Origin of the sequence: Kribbella sp. NPDC050241 (assembly GCF_044459685.1) — a bacterium.
Taxonomy (GTDB): domain Bacteria; phylum Actinomycetota; class Actinomycetes; order Propionibacteriales; family Kribbellaceae; genus Kribbella.
Window position 1 is genome coordinate 715,414 of record NZ_JBITJE010000003.1, and the last position, 16,772, is coordinate 732,185.

Here is a 16,772-nt window from a genome sequence, read left to right on the forward strand (position 1 = left end):
GCCTGGTTGCCGTCGGCATCAGCTCCCAGCCTGGAGACATGAGAACCACAGGCAACACCATCTTCATGACCGGCGGTACGTCGGGCATCGGCCTCGGGCTGGCCCGGAAGTTCCGCGACCTCGGCAACACCGTGATCATCAGCGGCCGCCGCCAGGACCTGCTGGACCGGATCGCCGCGGAGGACGGCATCGAGAGCATCACCCTCGACGTCGCCGACCCCGACTCGATCGCCGCGGCCTTCGAGACCGTCACCGGTCAGCACCCGGACCTCAACGTCGTCGTCACGATGGCCGGCATCATGCGGATCGAGGATCTGCACGATCCCGCCCACCTCGCGACGAGCGAGGAGACGATCGGCATCAATCTCCTCGGCACGATCCGGACCATCACCGCGTTCACGCCGTACCTGCTGAAGCAGCCCGACGCCGCGATCGTCACGGTCTCGTCCGGGCTGGCGTTCGTCCCGCTGGTGCACACGCCGACGTACAGCGCGACCAAGGCGGCCGTGCACAGCTACACGCAGAGCCTGCGGATCCAGCTCGCGGACACCGGTCTCCAGGTGATCGAACTGGTCCCGCCGGCCGTCCAGAGCCACCTGATGGGCCACGAACCGGACCCGGAATGGATGCCGCTGGACGAATACCTCGACGAGTCGGTCAGCCTGTTCCAGACCCAGCCGAACGCCGACGAGATCCTGGTCGACCGGGTCCGCTTCCTCCGCGACGCCGAGCGCGAGAACCGGTACGACGACGTCATCCGGATCCTGAACTCAGTCGGCTAGCTCCTGCTCGATCCGCTCCACCTTCGCGGTGAGCTGGCCGGTGTACCCGGCCCGGATGTCCGCCTTCAGCACCAGGCTCACCCGAGGCGAAACGGCGGCGACCACGTCGACGGCCTGCTTGACCACGGCCATCACCTCGTCCCACTCGCCTTCGATGTTGGTGAACATCGCGTTGGTCTCGTTCGGCAGGCCGGAGGCGCGAACCACGCGGATGGCTTCGGCCACCGCCTGGCTCACGCCTCCGGTCTCGTCACCGCCGGAAGGGCTGATGCTGAATGCAACGATCATGCGACCAGCGTCCCACGCTCGCTTGCCAGCACCGTCCTCAGACCTCGTCCTGGACTGCTTCCTCTGTGGCGCGGCGCTCGGCACCCGAGGTGGTCAGCAACGGCTTCTCCTTGATGAACACGACCGCGATCAGCGCCAGCACCGCGAACGGCACCGACATCATGAACAGGTCGGCGGTCGCCGCGCCGTACGCGTTCTCCACCACGGTCCGAACCTGCTCCGGCAGCTCCGCGATGTTCGGCACCGCGTTGCTGCCGCCTGACGACGCGCCGCCCGGGTTCAGCGTCTCGGTGACCTTGTTGGCCAGGATCGCGCCGAGCACGCTGACCCCGATCGTGCCGCCCATGCTGCGGAAGAAGCTGACCGCCGAGGTGGCCGCTCCCAGCTCCTTGGCCGGTACGTCGTTCTGCGCGGCAAGCACCAGGTTCTGCATCACCAGACCGATGCCGACACCGAGTACGAGCATGAAGCCCCACAGCATGTACTTCGACGTGTGCGCGTCGATCGTGCCGAACAGCGCCAGCCCGATCGGCAGCAGCACGCTGCCGGTCACCAGGTAGATCTTCCACTTGCCGTACTTCGTGATCAGGCCACCCGCGATCGTGGACGCGACCATCATGCCCAGGATCAGCGGCAGGCTCATCAGCCCGGCCTTGGTCGGCGAGTAACCCTGCGCGATCTGGAAGTACTGCGCCAGGAACACCGACCCGCCGAACATCGCGACACCGACCAGCATGCTGGCGACGATCGACAGGGTCACCGTACGGTTGCGGAACAGATCCATCGGGATGATCGGCTCCGGGTGCTTGCGCTCGACCATCACAGCCGTCACCAGCAGCGCCAGGGCCACCGCGACCAGCACGAAACTCCAGGCCGACGCCCACTCGAACTTGTTGCCGGCGAACGACGACCAGACCAGCAGCGTGCTCACTCCGGCGGTGATCAGGAACGCACCCCACCAGTCGATCCGCACGTCCCGGCGTACCGTCGGCAGTTTCAGCGTGCGCTGCAGCAGCACGATCGCGGCGAGCACGAACGGCACGCCGATCAGGAAGCAGGCCCGCCAGCCCAGCGGTGAGTCGACCAGGAAGCCGCCGAGCAACGGTCCGCCGACGGTCGCCGAGGCGAAGATCGCGCCGAAGATGCCGGAGTACCGGCCGAGCTCACGCGGCGGGATGATCGCCGCCATCACGATCTGCACCAGGGCGGTCAGGCCACCGGCGCCGAGCCCCTGCAGGACCCGGCTGCCCAGCAGTACCTCGATGTTCGGGGCGAAGCCGGCCACCAGCGAGCCGACCACGAAGAAGCACAGCGAGAGCTGGACCAGCAGCTTGTTGTTGTAGAGGTCGGCGAGCTTGCCCCACAACGGCACGGTGGCCGTCATCGTGAGCAACTCGAGGGTGACGACCCAGGTGTACGACGATTGGCTGGCGCCGAGGTCGTGGATGATCCGCGGCAACGCGGTCGAGACCACGGTGCCGGCCAGGATCGCCACGAACATGCCCATCATCAGGCCCGAGATGGCCTGGATGGTCTGCCTCGGGGTCAACGTTGTAGTGATGTTCTCGGTGACCTCACCCGGCGCCGAATCGGGGGTGGGCGAAGAGGTCGTCGTCATGAAGGACCTTCCTGTTCTTCGGGCATGGTGTGGTTGGTCTTGGTTTCGTCGGGCACGGTCGGGTCGAAGCCGGGGTCGAGGCCCTCGGCGAGCACGTGGAATCCCTCGGCGACGAGGTCGCGGACCGACCGGTCCGGTGCGCTCTTGTGCAGCTCCATCGCGACCCGGCAGGCAGCGCCGGCGGCGCTGACGATGAGCGCCGCACGGACCGATCCAGCCGGCTCACCCATCCGCTCGGCCAGCGCGGTGGTCAGCAGACGCTCATCCTCGAAGCTGGACATCATCAGCTGGTACACCAGGCTCGGCGACGACATGATCAGCTCGCCCCGCCGCGACAACTCGCCCTCGCGCTCGAGATCACGCAGTACGTCGTCGACGACGAACCACATCGTGGACAGCGGGGACTCCGTGGCCGGCGCGGTCCGCATCCGGTCCAGCGCCCGCTCGAGATGCTCGGGATTGCGCCCGAGGATCGCGTGCTCTTTGTGCGGGAAGTAGTTGAAGAAGGTGCGCACCGACACGTCCGCGGCCTCGGCGATCTCCTCGACCGTGACGTTGTCCGGGCCCTTGTCCAGGGCGAGCCGCAACGCGGCTTCGGCCAGCGCCGCCCGCGTCTCCCGCTTCTTCCGTTCCCGCAAACCACCTTCTGCGTGCCTCACCGGACCAGACTAGAAACAAACTTGCACTCACTGCAAACTATTAACCCTGAAATCTTGCAGTCCTGCAGAAAGTTGCTGAACGGGCAGCCATGACCCCGTCGGACTGATAAAATAACTAGGCAGCCTCCGGTAGCGGACCCTTCCGCCGTTCGGAGGCTTTCGTATATGCAGACACTCCTGTACCGCGCCGCCATCCACGGCTTCCGCGGCACCGCCGTCCTCCCGATGAACGTGCTCCGCGACCTCCACCCGGACCTCTACGAACGCGAAGCCCGCAAGTACGCTTACCGCCCTGCGGCGATGGACAACCCGGTGCCGCCACTCGGCTGCCGCTGGGCCGACGTCGTCTTCCTCTCGCCGGTCCACCCCGCGCCGATCTTCGACGCCCTGCGCGAGTCCGGTCGGGTCGGGCCGGGCGGCCTTTCCTACTGGACCGTCGACGCCGAGCTGCTCGACCCGAGTCGCACCTGCATCCTGATGAAGCGCCACGACCCGGAGTTCCGTCCGCAGCCCGCCGAGGACTATCTCCCCTACAGCCCCGCGACCGTCGCCACTCTCTCCACCCCCTCGGACAAGGCGCTCCACCGCCTCCGCAACCTGAACGCCACCGAGCCGCTGCTCCCCTGGGCGGACATCCCGCACGTCCTCCACCGCGGTCCCGTCCCGCTCACCGTCTTCCGCGACAAGGACGGCAACAGCATCAGCGCCTGAACCGCGGCACCCACGCCGGCACGCTCCGGCGGTACGCGTCGTACTGCGCGCCGTACCGCTGGAGCAGCACGGGCTCCTCGTACCACCGCACGAACGCCGCCATCACCGCCCACGCGAGTACGCCGTACGTCAGCACCCGCAGGTCGAGGAACAGCAGCGCCTGCCCGAGGATCGCGGTCACCACGCCGACGTACATCGGGTTGCGTACGAAGCGGTAGTCACCGCCGACCACCAACTCCTCCGTCGGAGCGACCGGCGCCGGCGTCCCCCGCCCTTCCAGTACGAACCGCACAAACGCCCGCAGTACGACGAACGCCCCAGCAGCCACCACGACAAAGCCCGGCCAGAACCGAGGCGCAGCCCACCCACTCACGGCCCACGGAATCAGTCCACCCACCACACACGGCGCGGCGAAGAAGAACGCCGTACTGCCGAGCGCGGCCTTAAGCACGGTCGAATCTCGCGATCACGCGGTCGGACAGCTCGCAGAAGGTCTCGAGCTCGTCCGGGCTGAGGTCGGCGAACCAGTCGGCGACAGCGGCGAAGTCACCCGCATCGCGCTCACGCCAGTAGTCCGCACTGTGATTCGTTGCTGATAGCAACTTGCGACGACGGTCCGCGGGATCCGGCTCGACCTGCAGCAGCTCCTTGCGCTGCAGGGCCGCGACGATCTGCGCGACGTTCTGGTGCGTGCTCCCCAGAGCGGCCGCCGCCTCGGCCAGCGACGGCTTCCCCATCGCCTGGACCGCTGTGATCAGGGCCGCCTGCTGGGTCGTGAGCCCGTCCTCCCGGAGACGCACATCCATCTCGTTGCGCAGCTTCTGCGCAAGCATCAGCGTCGTCCGGAACGCGCGGACCGACGGCGCCAACTCCGACTCTGCTCCGAGCCCGAACATCTTGCTCCGTGACGACATAGGCAATATATTACCTATCACTGTCGAAGGGGGCAACCGTGATCTGTCTACTGCCGCACTGCGCCTACCTGTCCGAGACCTCCCGGATGCTCGAGCTGCACCGCGCCCTCACCGAGCTCGGCCTCCAGATCCGGGTCGCCACCCACGGTGGACCGCACGAGCGCCTGCTGGCCGACGCCGGCATCGAGTACGACGTCCTCGGCCCAGGACTGTCACCCACCCGCGCGGCCGCGTTCGTCGGTTCGGCCGTCGGGCTCGGCGATCCCCGGCAGAGCATGTACGCCGATGACGAGATCCGGACGTACGTCGCGGCCGAGGCCGAGTACTTCCGATCGCACGGGATCACCCTTGCCGTCACGGGATTCACCCTGACCGCCTTGCTGTCGTCGCGACTGGCCGGCGTACAGGTGATCACTGAGCATGCCGGCAGCTTCGTGCCGCCGGTGTTCGAGCATCGGCTACTGCCGGCGCCGACCCGGCCGGTGGATCCACGGCTGAAGCATGCACCGGATTGGCTTGCCCGACTGCTCATCAACCGAACCCCGAACCGCTTCCCGGGTTACTGCAGCGGCTTCAACCGGGTCGCCGAAGAGCTCGGCGTGGAAGGCATTCCCAGCCTGGCCGCGCTCCTCCTCGGTGACCTCTCGCTGGTCCCGGAGATCCCTGAAGTTCTTGGGATCTCCGCCGCGGAGGTGGCCGCCTGGAAACCCAGCAAGGGCTACCGGCCCGGCTCGCAACTGCGGACCGTCGGCCCACTCTTCGCCCAGCTGAACCTCCCGATCCCACCCGAGGTCCAGAAGTTCCTCGACCGCCCCGGCCCGACGATCTACCTCGCGATGACGTCAACCCCGCCCGAGCAGGTCCGGCAGGCGGTCGCCGACCTCAGCCGGCTCGACGCCCGCATCCTCGTCGCCGGCACCATCCACACCCTCGCAGACCTGTCCACAGACCAGATCCAGGTAGCCGGCGTCCTCCCCAGCCACCTCGTCATGCCGCAGGTCGATCTCGCCGTCACCACCGGCGGCCAAGGCAGCGTCCAGACCGCCATGGCCAGCGGTACGCCGCTCCTGGGCATCCCACTGCACATCGAACAAGACCTCAACGTCGCGCTGGCCGAACGTCTCGGCGCCGCACGCCGCGCCCGCTCCACCACCCTCGCCGATCTCGCCACCCAGATGCTCGCCAACCCCACCCACCGCGAAGCCGCCGAACGAATCCAGAAGCTCTACGCAGCCGTCGACGGCCCCTCGGAAGCAGCCACGACCATCGCCCAACAGCTGTAAGTGGTCCACCCCGACCCGCCGGAGATCGATTTCCCTGACGGGTCGGTGCGATTAGTGTCGGTGGACATGACGACCACGGACTGGCCACTCCTCCGCACCTACTCCGGCCGTCGGCTCCGCCGGATCGCCCTGCCGCTCGGCGGAATCGGCACCGGGACGGTCAGTCTCGGCGGCCGCGGCAATCTCCGCGACTGGGAGATCGTGAACCGCCCGGCGAAGGGCTTCCACCCGGGTACGGCGTTCTTCGCGATCCGCACCGAGTCACCTGACGGCACCGTGACGACCCGTGCCGCCGAAGGCCCGCTGGACCTGAGCGAGTACGAGGGCGCCCACGGCAGCGCCGCCCAGAGCCACGGCCTCCCCCGCTTCCGCGAAGCCACCTTCGGTACGGCGTACCCGTTCGGGCGGCTCCAACTCCGCGATGACGACGTACCGGTCGAGGTGGACCTCGAGGCGTTCAACCCGTTCGTCCCCACCGACGTCGAGGCCAGCTCGTGGCCGGTCGCCGTACTGCGCTTCGTGGTGACGAACCCGGGCGATCAGCCGTTGACGGTCTCGCTCGCGGCGTCGCTACAGAACTTCATCGGCCGCGACGGCAGCACCGATGTTGCCGCAGACAACTACAACACTACGGCGACCGGCGGGAGCGGGCCGTCCGGCGTTCGCGTGGACGGCGTGCTCCTGCGCAGCCGCGGTGTCGATCCGGCTGCGGAGCAGTACGGCTCCATCGCCTTCGGGGTGGTGGACGGCCAGGACGTGAGTCGCCGGACCGGCTGGGCGGACCGGACGTGGGGCGACAGCCTGCTCGACTTCTGGGACGACTTCAGTGCGGACGGCCGGCTCGACGAACGCACCAGCGAGTCCGCGACACCGATCGCCTCGGTGGCCGACCGCCGTACGGTCGAGGCCGGCGCGACCGAGCGCTTCACGTTCCTGCTCGGCTGGCACTTCCCGAACCGGCGCGCGTGGGAGAAGCCGGACATCGTCGGCAACCACTACACGACGCTGGTCGACGACGCCTGGACAGCGATCTGCCGGTTCGCGCCGCAGCTCGGCGGGTTGGAGCGTCGTACGGTCGCGTTCGTCGAGGACTTCCTCGCCGGCGACCTGCCGGACCAGGTCAAGGAAGCGGCGCTGTTCAACCTGAGCACGCTGCGGACGCAGACCGTGTTCCGGACGCCGGACGGGCGGTTCTTCGGCTGGGAAGGGTGCTCCGACCACGAGGGCAGTTGTTTCGGCAGTTGCACGCATGTCTGGAACTACGAGCAGGCGACGCCGTTCCTGTTCGGTGAGATCGCACGCTCGCTGCGCGAGGTCGAGTTCGGCCATGCGACCAACGATCAAGGACTGATGAGCTTCCGGGTCGGGTTGCCGTTGGCAACGAGTGCCCAGGACTGGCAGGTCGCCGCCGCCGACGGGCAGCTCGGGTCCCTGGTGAAGCTGTATCGCGACTGGCGACTCAGCGGTGACGACGAGATGCTGCGCTCCTTGTGGCCGGCTGCTCGACGGGCGCTCGAGTTCTGCTGGATTCCCGGCGGCTGGGATGCCGATCGCGACGGCGTGATGGAGGGCTGCCAGCACAACACGATGGACGTCGAGTACTACGGACCCAACCCGCAGATGCAGTCGTGGTACCTGGCTGCCCTGCGTGCCTGTGAGGAGATGGCCCGGTCCCTCGGCAGCGCGGATCTCGCGGATCTCGCGGATCTCGCGGACGAGTGCCGGCGGATGTTCGAGTACGGCAGCGCCTGGATGGACGAGCACCTCTTCAACGGCGAGTACTACCGGCACGAGATCCGCCCGCCGGCCTCCGCGGACGAGGTCGCACCGGGCCTGCGCGAGCGGATGGGCGCGGCCGACCCCACGAACCCTGTGCTGCAACTCGGCGACGGATGTCTCGTCGACCAACTGGTGGGTCAGCATCTCGCCCGGCTGACCCAACTCGGCTCGCTGCACGACACGGACCGCGTGGTGACGACGTTGCGCAGCATCCTGAAGCACAACGGCCGGTCCGGGTTCTTCGGGCACTTCAATCACATGCGCAGCTACGTGCTGGGCGACGAGTCCGCCGTACTGATGTGCAGCTACCCGCGTGGCAACCGTCCCGAGCGCCCGTTCCCGTACTTCTCCGAGGTGATGACCGGATTCGAGCACATCCTCGCCGTCGGCCTGATCTCGGAGGGTCTGGTCGACGAAGGGCTGAAGGTGATCGCCGACATCCGGGCCCGGTACGACGGCGAGCGGCGAAACCCCTTCGACGAAGCGGAGTGTGGTCACCACTACGCGCGGGCGATGGCGAGCTGGGGTGCAGTGATCGCGCTGACCGGGTTCGACTACGACGGGCGGACCGGGGTGATGCGGTTCGCGCCACAGGTCGCGGGATCCCGGCACTTCTGGTCCACCGGTGACGCCTTCGGCACCGTGGACCTGGCCGAGGGCACCCTCCACGTCCGCGAAGGCAGCCTGCGGCTCACCTCGATCGAGCTCCCGGATCGTGCGCCGATCGACGTACCAGGCGGCCTGGGAACCGCCGGGGACGTGGTGAAGTTGGGCTGACCATACCAAACGGTATGGTATGGTCTTCAAATGGTGACGCGGACGGAGTGGCTGGAGGCCGGGTTCGAACTGCTGGCGGACGAGGGTGCGCCGGCCGTGACGATCGAGCGGCTCACCGGCAAGCTCGGCGTCACCAAGGGCTCGTACTACCACCACTTCAAAGGCGCCGCGGGGTACCGGACGGCGTTGCTGGAGTACTTCGAGGCGCGGTTCACCACCCGGCTCATCGACACCATCGAGGGTGAGCCGGCCGCGGAACCGTTGGCGAAGTTGCAGCACCTCCTGCGGCTCGTGGTGTCCGACGCGGACAACGCGAGTCTGGAGATCGCTGCCCGGGCCTGGGCACTACAGGACCCCGAAGTACGGGCCGCGCAGGAGCGGGTGGACCGGGCACGGACGGAGTACCTCAAGGAACTCTGCCGCGGATTGAAGACGGACGTGGACGCGGACCGCTTCGCGGAACTCCTCTACCTGATCTTCATCGGCGCCGAACAGGTGCTGCCGCCGATCGCCACGAACGACCTGCGCGACATCTACGCGTTGACCTTGCGGCTCGCCACCGGCGAGACCTTGCTCGACTAGAGGAGCTGCCATGCCTACCCGCACGGACCTGCCGGAGCTGGACGATCTGCTGCCCACCGTCGACGAGATCGACGTGAAGACCATCCGCGGCGCGGTGTCACTCCGCGAGTTCATCGCGGGCGCACTGGGCTACAGCCCCTTGTGGGTCAAGGGATTGTTCGCGGCCCGCACGGCCGTGGCTCTCGCACTCCGACTGGAGACCGTCGCCCCGCCGACACGCCGACTGCGACCGGAGACGGTGAGCTTCACCCCGGGCGAGCTGGACCTCTTCTTCACTGTGGAGCGTGGCGAGGAGGATCACTACCTGCTGCTGAAGATCTCCGACAACCATCTGATCGGCTACCTGGCCTTCATCACCGACAACGCCAAGCCCGAGAGCGAGTTCAAAGCGGTCACATTGGTGAAGTACGTGCGGCCGGCGGGCCGGTTCTACTACAACCTCATCCGGCCGTTCCACCACATCATGATGCTCAGCATGTGCCAGGCCGCCGTGCGCCAGTAGCTACCGCAGCACCTCGAGTAGTGCGGCGAAGTCTGCGCGATCGACATCCCGGGCACCGATGAGGGCCTGCATCAGCAGGCCGTCCAGCGCGGCAACCAGCAGTCGGGCCTTCTGGGGGTCGGCCGTGAAGGCGCGTGCGATCTCGGTCAGCGGTTCGAGCCAGGCTCCCGCCGCGGACCTGAGCTCCGGCCGGCGGGCGGCGTACAGGTAGAGCTCGTACAGGGCGAGTGTCCGGCCCCGGCGCCGGATGAGGCTGTCCTCGATCAACCGGGATAGCTCGTCCGCCGGCCGCGCGCCCAGTTCGCTCCCCCGCCCGTGCAACTCGACGGCGAGATCGTCCGCGGCCCAGCTCAGTGCGGCGATCAGCAGATCATCCAGGGTCGCGAAGTGATAGGTGATCGACGCGACCGACACATCGGCCGCCGAAGCCACCGCACGATGGCTCACACCTGCGACCCCGTCGCGCTCGATCACGCCGATGGTGGCCCGGAGCAACTCGCTCCGGCGCTGCTCACCACGCATCCGGCGGCCGTCGACACCCCGCCTGACCTGCACGAACATCAAACTATCAGGACGTCTGTACGGATTGTTTTTGGTCCCCGGAATCGTGCGATTCGGCGGTCTTCGGCGCCTAGGCTCGGGTGACGTGACAACCAATGAACTCAGTACGGCGATGCGCCGCGCACTGAAGCGCGCGGACGACGGCAAGACCCTCGACCCGGCCGAAGCCGAAGTGCTGCTGGCGGCCTCGGGTGATGCGCTGACCGCCTTGATGGCGACGGCGGCGCGGGTCCGCGACCAGGGACTGGCGGATGCCGACCGTTCCGGGATCATCACGTACTCGAAGAAGGTCTTCATCCCGCTCACCCGGCTGTGCCGCGACCGGTGTCACTACTGCACGTTCGCGACCACGCCGGGGCGGGTGCACTCGCCGTACCTGTCACCGGACGAGGTGCTCGAGATCGCGCGACAGGGTGCGGCACTCGGGTGCAAGGAGGCGTTGTTCACTCTCGGCGATGCTCCGGAGGAGCGCTGGGACGCCGCCCGGACCTGGCTGGAGGAGGCCGGGTACGACAGCACGCTCGACTACGTGCGGGCGATGGCGATCCGGGTGCTGGAGGAGACCGGGCTGCTGCCGCACCTCAACCCCGGGGTGATGAAGTGGCAGGACCTGCAGCGGCTGAAGCCGGTCGCGCCGAGTATGGGCATGATGCTCGAGACCACGTCGCGGCGGCTGTTCGAGGAGAAGGGTCAGCCGCATTTCGGCTCGCCGGACAAGGACCCGGCGATCCGGCTGCGGGTGCTGGAGGACGCCGGCCGGTCCAACGTGCCGTTCACCACCGGTCTGCTGATCGGTATCGGCGAGACGCTCGAGGAGCGGGCCGACTCGATCTTCGCGCTGCGCAAGATCGCGCGGCAGTACAACGGGATCCAGGAAGTCATCATCCAGGGCTTCCGGGTGAAGCCCGACACGGCGATGCGCAACGACGACGACGTACCGCTGGACGAATGGCTGGCCGCGATCGCGGTGACGCGGGTCGTGCTCGGGCCGCGAGTGCGCGTACAGGCCCCGCCGAACCTGGTCGACCTGGCCGAGTGCCGGGCGCTACTCGACGCGGGCGTCGACGACTTCGGCGGCGTCTCGCCGCTGACGCCGGACCATGTGAACCCGGAGCGGCCGTGGCCGCAGATCGACGACCTGGCGAAGGTCACCGCGGACGCCGGCTTCACCTTGCGGGAGCGGCTGACCACGCACCCGGAGTACCTGCGGGAGCCTTGGCTCGATCCGCGCCTGATCTCGCATGTCGAGGCGCTGGTCGATCCGGCGACCGGGCTGGCCAATGAGTCCGCGATGCCGGTCGGCCTGCCCTGGCAGGAACCCGATGGTGGCTGGGACAGCGTCGGCCGGACCGATCTGCACACCGCGATCGACACCGAGGGCCGTCGTACCGAGACTCGTTCGGACTTCGACGCGGCGTACGGCGACTGGGACGTGCTGCGCGAGCAGGTCGCGGGGCGATCCGCACCAGAACGCATCGAAGGTGACGTCAAGGAGGCACTGGCCGCCGCCGAACGCGACCCGGCCGGACTGTCCGACGCCCAGGCGCTCACGTTGATCACTGCCACCGGTCCTGCCCTCGATGCGCTGGCCTCACTGGCCGATGAGTTGCGCAAGGCAACAGTCGGCGACGACGTGACGTACGTCGTGAACCGGAACATCAACTTCACCAACGTCTGCTACACCGGCTGCCGGTTCTGCGCGTTCGCCCAGCGGCGCACCGACGCGGACGCCTACTCGCTGTCGATGGACGAGGTCGGCCAGCGCGCCGAGGAAGCCTGGGTGATCGGCGCGACCGAGGTCTGCATGCAGGGCGGTATCCACCCCGACCTGCCAGGCACGGCGTACTCCGATCTGGTCCGCGCGGTGAAGGACCGGGTGCCGGACATGCACGTGCACGCGTACTCCCCGATGGAGATCGTGAACGGCTCGGTCCGCACCGGGCTGTCGATCGAGGACTTCCTGATCTCGGTCAAGGAGGCCGGGCTGGACAGCATCCCCGGTACCGCGGCGGAGATCCTGGACGACGACGTCCGCTGGATCCTCACCAAGGGAAAGTTGCCCACGGCATCGTGGATCGAGGTCATCACCACGGCCCACAAGGTCGGTCTGCCGTCGAGTTCGACGATGATGTACGGCCACGTCGACGCACCGCACCACTGGGTCCAGCACCTGCGCACGATCGCCGCCGTCCAGGATCAGACCGGCGGCTTCACGGAGTTCGTGCTGCTGCCGTTCATCCACCAGAACTCGCCGATCTACCTGGCCGGCGTCGCCCGGCCGGGTCCGACGTACGACGAGAACCGCGCGGTGCACGCGATGTCGCGGATCATGCTGCACGGGCGGATCGACAACATCCAGTGCTCGTGGGTCAAGCTCGGCGTGGACGGGTGCGTCGCGGTGCTGAACGGTGGCGTCAACGACATCGGCGGCACACTGATGGAGGAGACCATCAGCCGGATGGCCGGCTCCAAGCACGGGTCGCGGAAGTCCATCGCCGAACTGACCGCGATGGCCACGGCCGCCGGCCGCCCGGCGCGGCAGCGTACGACGACCTACGGCCAGGTGCCGGAGCGCCCTGCGCTCGAACTGGCCTGAGAATCACCGGACGGGGTCGAGGTCCGCGCCCGTGGACCTCGACCGCCGCATACGTCGCCTGGATCGCCATACACCCAGCACGTGTCGCCGGATGCTTGCGGTCCTCACCCACCTGACGTCGTGAGCATGCATCCCTGACGTTGTGAGCGCGCGGCGCCGGTCGGACCGTGGGCGTTCTGGGGTGCAATCGGATGCACGGGAACGCTGATTTTGCAGTGGCGTTTCCTGGTTGGTGTCTGGTCCCCAGCAGCACCAGACACCAACCAGGGAACGGAAACGCCGGCCATGCCCGGAGTCGGTCGCCACCTCACTGGCGACCGGCACCGCCTGCGGCACGGCCGGCGTCCTGCTGTTGCCCCGAGAGGGCAGTCGGCCCTAAGGAGGGCGGGCCGGCGTCTCATTCCGTGACCGGCAGGGGAGGTACAGTCCGGTCGCGGACGGGAGTACGTCGGTACCACCTGGAGCCTGTTTGTCAGCGACCCGTCCGTCGCCGACAACTGAACGTTGTCACGTCACCACAACCGCAGACCATCCCCGGGTTCAAACATTTGCATGGCCTTTGAACTGGACAACCCTCAGTAAACAAACCCTCACTTTCCGTGCCCCCGTTGCCTTCCGCAACAACAATCACCCACGCCGGATCTCCAGATCCACACGCCAGTGGCGGGTTGTTCTTCCACTGACGCGCAAACAACCCGCCACCCAGCACACAACCCGCCACCTGCCGGCAACCACCGCCAGTGCCCACCGATCCCGAGCAGTGCCCGACCGGACCGGGATTCGCATCAGCCGGCACGAGAAGCGGCCCGACGCGGCCCCCGGATTGCACCGAACAGATCTGTCATACCCGGCCCACTGGCGGGTTGTTTCTCCACTGGCGCGCATATAACCCGCCAGCCAGCTCATAACCCGCCACCCGTCGGGAACCACCGCCAAAGCCGACCACGTGCCGACGGTCGCAGAGGCATGGCGGGCTCCCGGCGGCAGGCATGGCGGGCTCCCGGCCGGGTTGGGATCTCAACCCTCCTTGACGCGGCGCTCAGTCCGAGGTGCCACACCGGACTGAACCGGACAGGAGCATCCAGCCGACCCCGTGCATCGAAGTCAGCTGGTCGGCTCCACGCTCAGCGGGAGACGGGTCCGGAGGTTAGTACGGGTAGGTGTCGTCGCGGCGGGTGGGGTCGAGGTCCCAGAGGGAGAAATCGACGATCTTGTGGGACTCTTCGCCGCCGGCCGGCATCAGGCCGAAGGAGTCGTAGTCCTTCGACCCCATCCCGTCGAGGTAGCACAGCAGCTCGAACGCCGACTGCGCGTCCTCGATGTCGTCGATCACCTCGTCGTTCTGCGCCTCGTCCGCGCGGCTGCGGACGTACTCCACGAACGCGTCCGGATCCGTCACCACGTAGTCGTACCGCGCCTGGTAGCTGAGCCGGACCCCGTCCGCCGGCAGCAGCGGCTCCTCGAGGCCCTCGAGGTCGTCCAGGCCGGCGCCCTCGACCATCTCCCGGTAGTCCGCGGGGTCGTCGAAGTCGTCCGGCCCGAGCGGCAGGTCGTCGAGCTCGTCGGGGTCGTAGGAGTCGATCCCGAGGAAGATGTCGCCCCAGCCCCGCTCGTGCACGGCGTCCGCGAGCGCCCGGGCCTGGACCCGGACGTTCTCGATCGCGCCGGTGGCCCGCAGGTCGTGGAGATCCAGAGCGTCGGCCTGCTCCAGCAGCACCCGGGCGAGTTCGCGGGCGGCCTCGGCGGCCGACGCGGGTTCGATCGGCTCACTCATGCTGCGACGGTACAACCATCGGCACCTCCACCGCCGAGCCCGGTACGCCGAACGCGTCGACGAGCTCGACCGCGACCGGCCGAACCGTGGCGCAGAGCTCGTTCACCAGCGCCGTGATCGCCTTCGACCGGCCCGGCGACAACCGCCCGTGCTCGAGGTACCAGGCGCGCTCCGACTCGATCGTCGCGAGCGCATGCAGGTCGTAGACGTCCTTCAGCACCTCGCGGAGCTCCTCCGGCGCATCGTCGACCGCCGCATGGAACGCCTCCAGCACGACGCGGTCCACGTGCGCCCGCCCGGCCGCGATGACGTGGTCCTGGCACCGGTTGAACACCTCGAACGGCTCGTCCCCGGCATCGATCCCCGCCTTCAGCCGCCGCGCGACCCCGGACAGCATGTGCTCCTCGCGGAACCGCAGCAGCCCCGAGTGGTACGCGTCGTCCCGCAGCCCCGCATCCGGATCGTTCGCGTCACTTCGATTCGGTACGACGTCCCGCAGCCGCTCGATGAGTGGTCGCAGGGCCGCCTTCTCGACCGCGATCTCCACCGCCTGAGCCGCGATGAACCGGGCCGTGCCGAGCGGGTCCAGCTTCCCGAACGACTCCCGGTAGTCCGTCAGCAGACCCTTGGCCACCAACTGAAGCAAGACAGTGTTGTCACCCTCGAAGGTGGTGAACACATCGGTGTCCGCCTTCAGCGTGGCCAGCCGGTTCTCTGCCAGGTAGCCGGCACCGCCGCACGCCTCGCGGCACATCTGGATCGTCTCGGTCGTATGCCACGTCCCGAGCGCCTTCGTCCCGGCCGCCTGCGCCTCCAACGCTCTCCGGTCGTGCTCGTTGCTGCCGTCACCGAACACCCGCACGAACTCGTCGACCAGCTCGGCTTGCGCGAAGTGCAGTGCGTAGGTCCGCGCGAGCAACGGCAGCAGCCGGCGCTGGTGCATCCGGTAGTCCAGCAGCAACGCCTCCTCAGCACTCCCCGGAGCACCGAACTGCCGCCGCTGAGCGCCGTACCGGATCGCGATGGTCAGTGCGACCTTGCTGGCGTTGATCGCCGCGCCACCGACCGAGACGCGTCCCTGTACGAGTGTGCCGAGCATGGTGAAGAACCGGCGGTCCGGGTTCTCGATCTCGCTCTGGTAGTTGCCATCAGCATCGACCTGCGCGTAGCGGTCCAGCAGCGCCTCCCGCGGCACCCGGACCTGATCGAACACGATCCGCCCGTTGTCGACCCCGTTCAGCCCCAGCTTCGGGCCGCAGTCGGACAGCGTCACCCCGGGTGTCGTCGTACCGTTCTCATCCCGGATCGGCACGAGCAGGCAATGCACGCCTCGGCTCTTGCCGCCGACGAACAGTTGCGCGAACACCGCGGCCATCCGCCCGTGCCGCGCCGCGTTCCCGATGTAGTCCTTCCGCGCGGCCGCGGTCGGCGTGTGCACGACGAACTCCGCGGTCGAGTCGTCGTACGTCGCCGTCGTACCAAGGGCCTGCACGTTCGAACCGTGGCCCGTCTCGGTCATCGCGAAGCAGCCGAGCAGCCGGCCGCTCAGCGCATCCGCCAGATAGCGCTCGTGGTGACGCTCGGTGCCCAGGTGCAGAATCGCGCCGGCGAACAGGCCGAACTGCACCCCCGCCTTCACCATCAACGAGAGGTCCCCGAAGGCGAGTGTCTCGAACCCGGCGATGAATCCGCCGAGATCGCCCGCACCGCCGTACTCCTTCGGGAAACCGCGTGCCGGATGGCCCTCGGCCGTGACATCCAGCAACACGTCGAGCACCTTGTCGCGGTACTCGTCCGGCTGCAGGCGCAGGGACATGTCGAGCAGCTCCGCGTTCGCGCTCAGCCCAGCGCGCACGACGTCCCGCGCCGCCTTGTGCGGCCCGTCCAGATAGTCCCGCAACCCCGTTGTGCTCATGCTCTTAACCTATGCGGATTCGCCCGCACTT

15 protein-coding genes are annotated in these 16,772 nt (G+C 68.0%); 7 read left to right on the forward strand and 8 right to left on the reverse strand.

All coding sequences use genetic code 11. The features are described from left to right. Positions 1–38 precede the first annotated feature (38 nt). Positions 39–782, forward strand: a complete 744-nt coding sequence (locus ACIBG5_RS18140) for an SDR family oxidoreductase (RefSeq protein ID WP_396392647.1) — start codon at positions 39–41, stop codon at positions 780–782. Here the strand turns inward: ACIBG5_RS18140 and ACIBG5_RS18145 are convergent. Genes ACIBG5_RS18145 through ACIBG5_RS18155 form a run of 3 tightly spaced genes read right to left on the reverse strand, consistent with a single transcriptional unit; the run spans position 771 to position 3,347 of the window. Further along, positions 771–1,070, reverse strand: a complete 300-nt coding sequence (locus ACIBG5_RS18145; RefSeq protein ID WP_396392648.1) for an MTH1187 family thiamine-binding protein — start codon at positions 1,068–1,070, stop codon at positions 771–773. The genes ACIBG5_RS18140 and ACIBG5_RS18145 overlap by 12 nt on opposite strands. Before the next feature lie 37 nt (positions 1,071–1,107). Next, positions 1,108–2,688, reverse strand: a complete 1,581-nt coding sequence (locus ACIBG5_RS18150) for an MDR family MFS transporter (protein ID WP_396392650.1) — start codon at positions 2,686–2,688, stop codon at positions 1,108–1,110. Continuing rightward, positions 2,685–3,347 (reverse strand): TetR family transcriptional regulator, encoded by a 663-nt coding sequence (locus ACIBG5_RS18155; RefSeq protein ID WP_396392651.1) that lies wholly within the window; start codon positions 3,345–3,347, stop codon positions 2,685–2,687. The genes ACIBG5_RS18150 and ACIBG5_RS18155 overlap by 4 nt, the downstream gene beginning before the upstream one ends. A gap of 165 nt (positions 3,348–3,512) precedes the next feature. Between ACIBG5_RS18155 and ACIBG5_RS18160 the strand changes: the two genes are divergently transcribed. Next, complete coding sequence (locus tag ACIBG5_RS18160; protein ID WP_396392652.1) at positions 3,513–4,058, forward strand: hypothetical protein; 546 nt, start codon at positions 3,513–3,515, stop codon at positions 4,056–4,058. Here ACIBG5_RS18160 and ACIBG5_RS18165 read toward each other — a convergent pair. Next, entirely contained in the window at positions 4,048–4,509 is a 462-nt protein-coding gene (locus ACIBG5_RS18165) for a methyltransferase family protein (protein ID WP_396392653.1), read from the reverse strand. The two genes, ACIBG5_RS18160 and ACIBG5_RS18165, sit on opposite strands and share 11 nt — an antisense overlap. After that, positions 4,502–4,972, reverse strand: a complete 471-nt coding sequence (locus ACIBG5_RS18170) for a MarR family winged helix-turn-helix transcriptional regulator (RefSeq protein ID WP_396392654.1) — start codon at positions 4,970–4,972, stop codon at positions 4,502–4,504. The genes ACIBG5_RS18165 and ACIBG5_RS18170 overlap by 8 nt, the downstream gene beginning before the upstream one ends. Positions 4,973–5,010: 38 nt before the next feature. Here ACIBG5_RS18170 and ACIBG5_RS18175 point away from each other — a divergent pair, with 38 nt between their 5' ends. From ACIBG5_RS18175 to ACIBG5_RS18190, 4 genes are all read left to right on the forward strand, one after another. Further along, positions 5,011–6,255, forward strand: coding sequence for a glycosyltransferase (locus ACIBG5_RS18175; protein WP_396392655.1), 1,245 nt, complete (start codon positions 5,011–5,013; stop codon positions 6,253–6,255). Between the two features lie 66 nt (positions 6,256–6,321). Then, positions 6,322–8,811 (forward strand): GH116 family glycosyl-hydrolase, encoded by a 2,490-nt coding sequence (locus ACIBG5_RS18180; RefSeq protein WP_396392656.1) that lies wholly within the window; start codon positions 6,322–6,324, stop codon positions 8,809–8,811. Between the two features lie 30 nt (positions 8,812–8,841). Next, a complete protein-coding gene (locus ACIBG5_RS18185; RefSeq protein ID WP_396392657.1) occupies positions 8,842–9,393 on the forward strand; it encodes a TetR/AcrR family transcriptional regulator in 552 nt (183 codons plus the stop codon). Between the two features lie 10 nt (positions 9,394–9,403). Further along, positions 9,404–9,895, forward strand: coding sequence for a DUF2867 domain-containing protein (locus tag ACIBG5_RS18190; protein ID WP_396392658.1), 492 nt, complete (start codon positions 9,404–9,406; stop codon positions 9,893–9,895). Here ACIBG5_RS18190 and ACIBG5_RS18195 read toward each other — a convergent pair whose 3' ends face one another. Then, a complete protein-coding gene (locus tag ACIBG5_RS18195; RefSeq protein ID WP_396392659.1) occupies positions 9,896–10,450 on the reverse strand; it encodes a TetR/AcrR family transcriptional regulator in 555 nt (184 codons plus the stop codon). It abuts the gene before it with no gap. A gap of 118 nt (positions 10,451–10,568) precedes the next feature. Between ACIBG5_RS18195 and ACIBG5_RS18200 the strand changes: the two genes are divergently transcribed. Continuing rightward, positions 10,569–13,052 carry a bifunctional FO biosynthesis protein CofGH gene (locus tag ACIBG5_RS18200; RefSeq protein ID WP_396393005.1) on the forward strand — a complete coding sequence of 828 codons (2,484 nt, stop codon included), beginning with the start codon at positions 10,569–10,571 and terminating at the stop codon, positions 13,050–13,052. Between the two features lie 1,147 nt (positions 13,053–14,199). Here the strand turns inward: ACIBG5_RS18200 and ACIBG5_RS18205 are convergent. Further along, complete coding sequence (locus ACIBG5_RS18205; RefSeq protein WP_131359921.1) at positions 14,200–14,826, reverse strand: hypothetical protein; 627 nt, start codon at positions 14,824–14,826, stop codon at positions 14,200–14,202. Next, positions 14,819–16,741, reverse strand: coding sequence for an acyl-CoA dehydrogenase (locus tag ACIBG5_RS18210; RefSeq protein WP_396392660.1), 1,923 nt, complete (start codon positions 16,739–16,741; stop codon positions 14,819–14,821). Before ACIBG5_RS18210 ends, ACIBG5_RS18205 begins: the two co-directional genes overlap by 8 nt. Between the last annotated feature and the right edge of the window lie 31 nt (positions 16,742–16,772).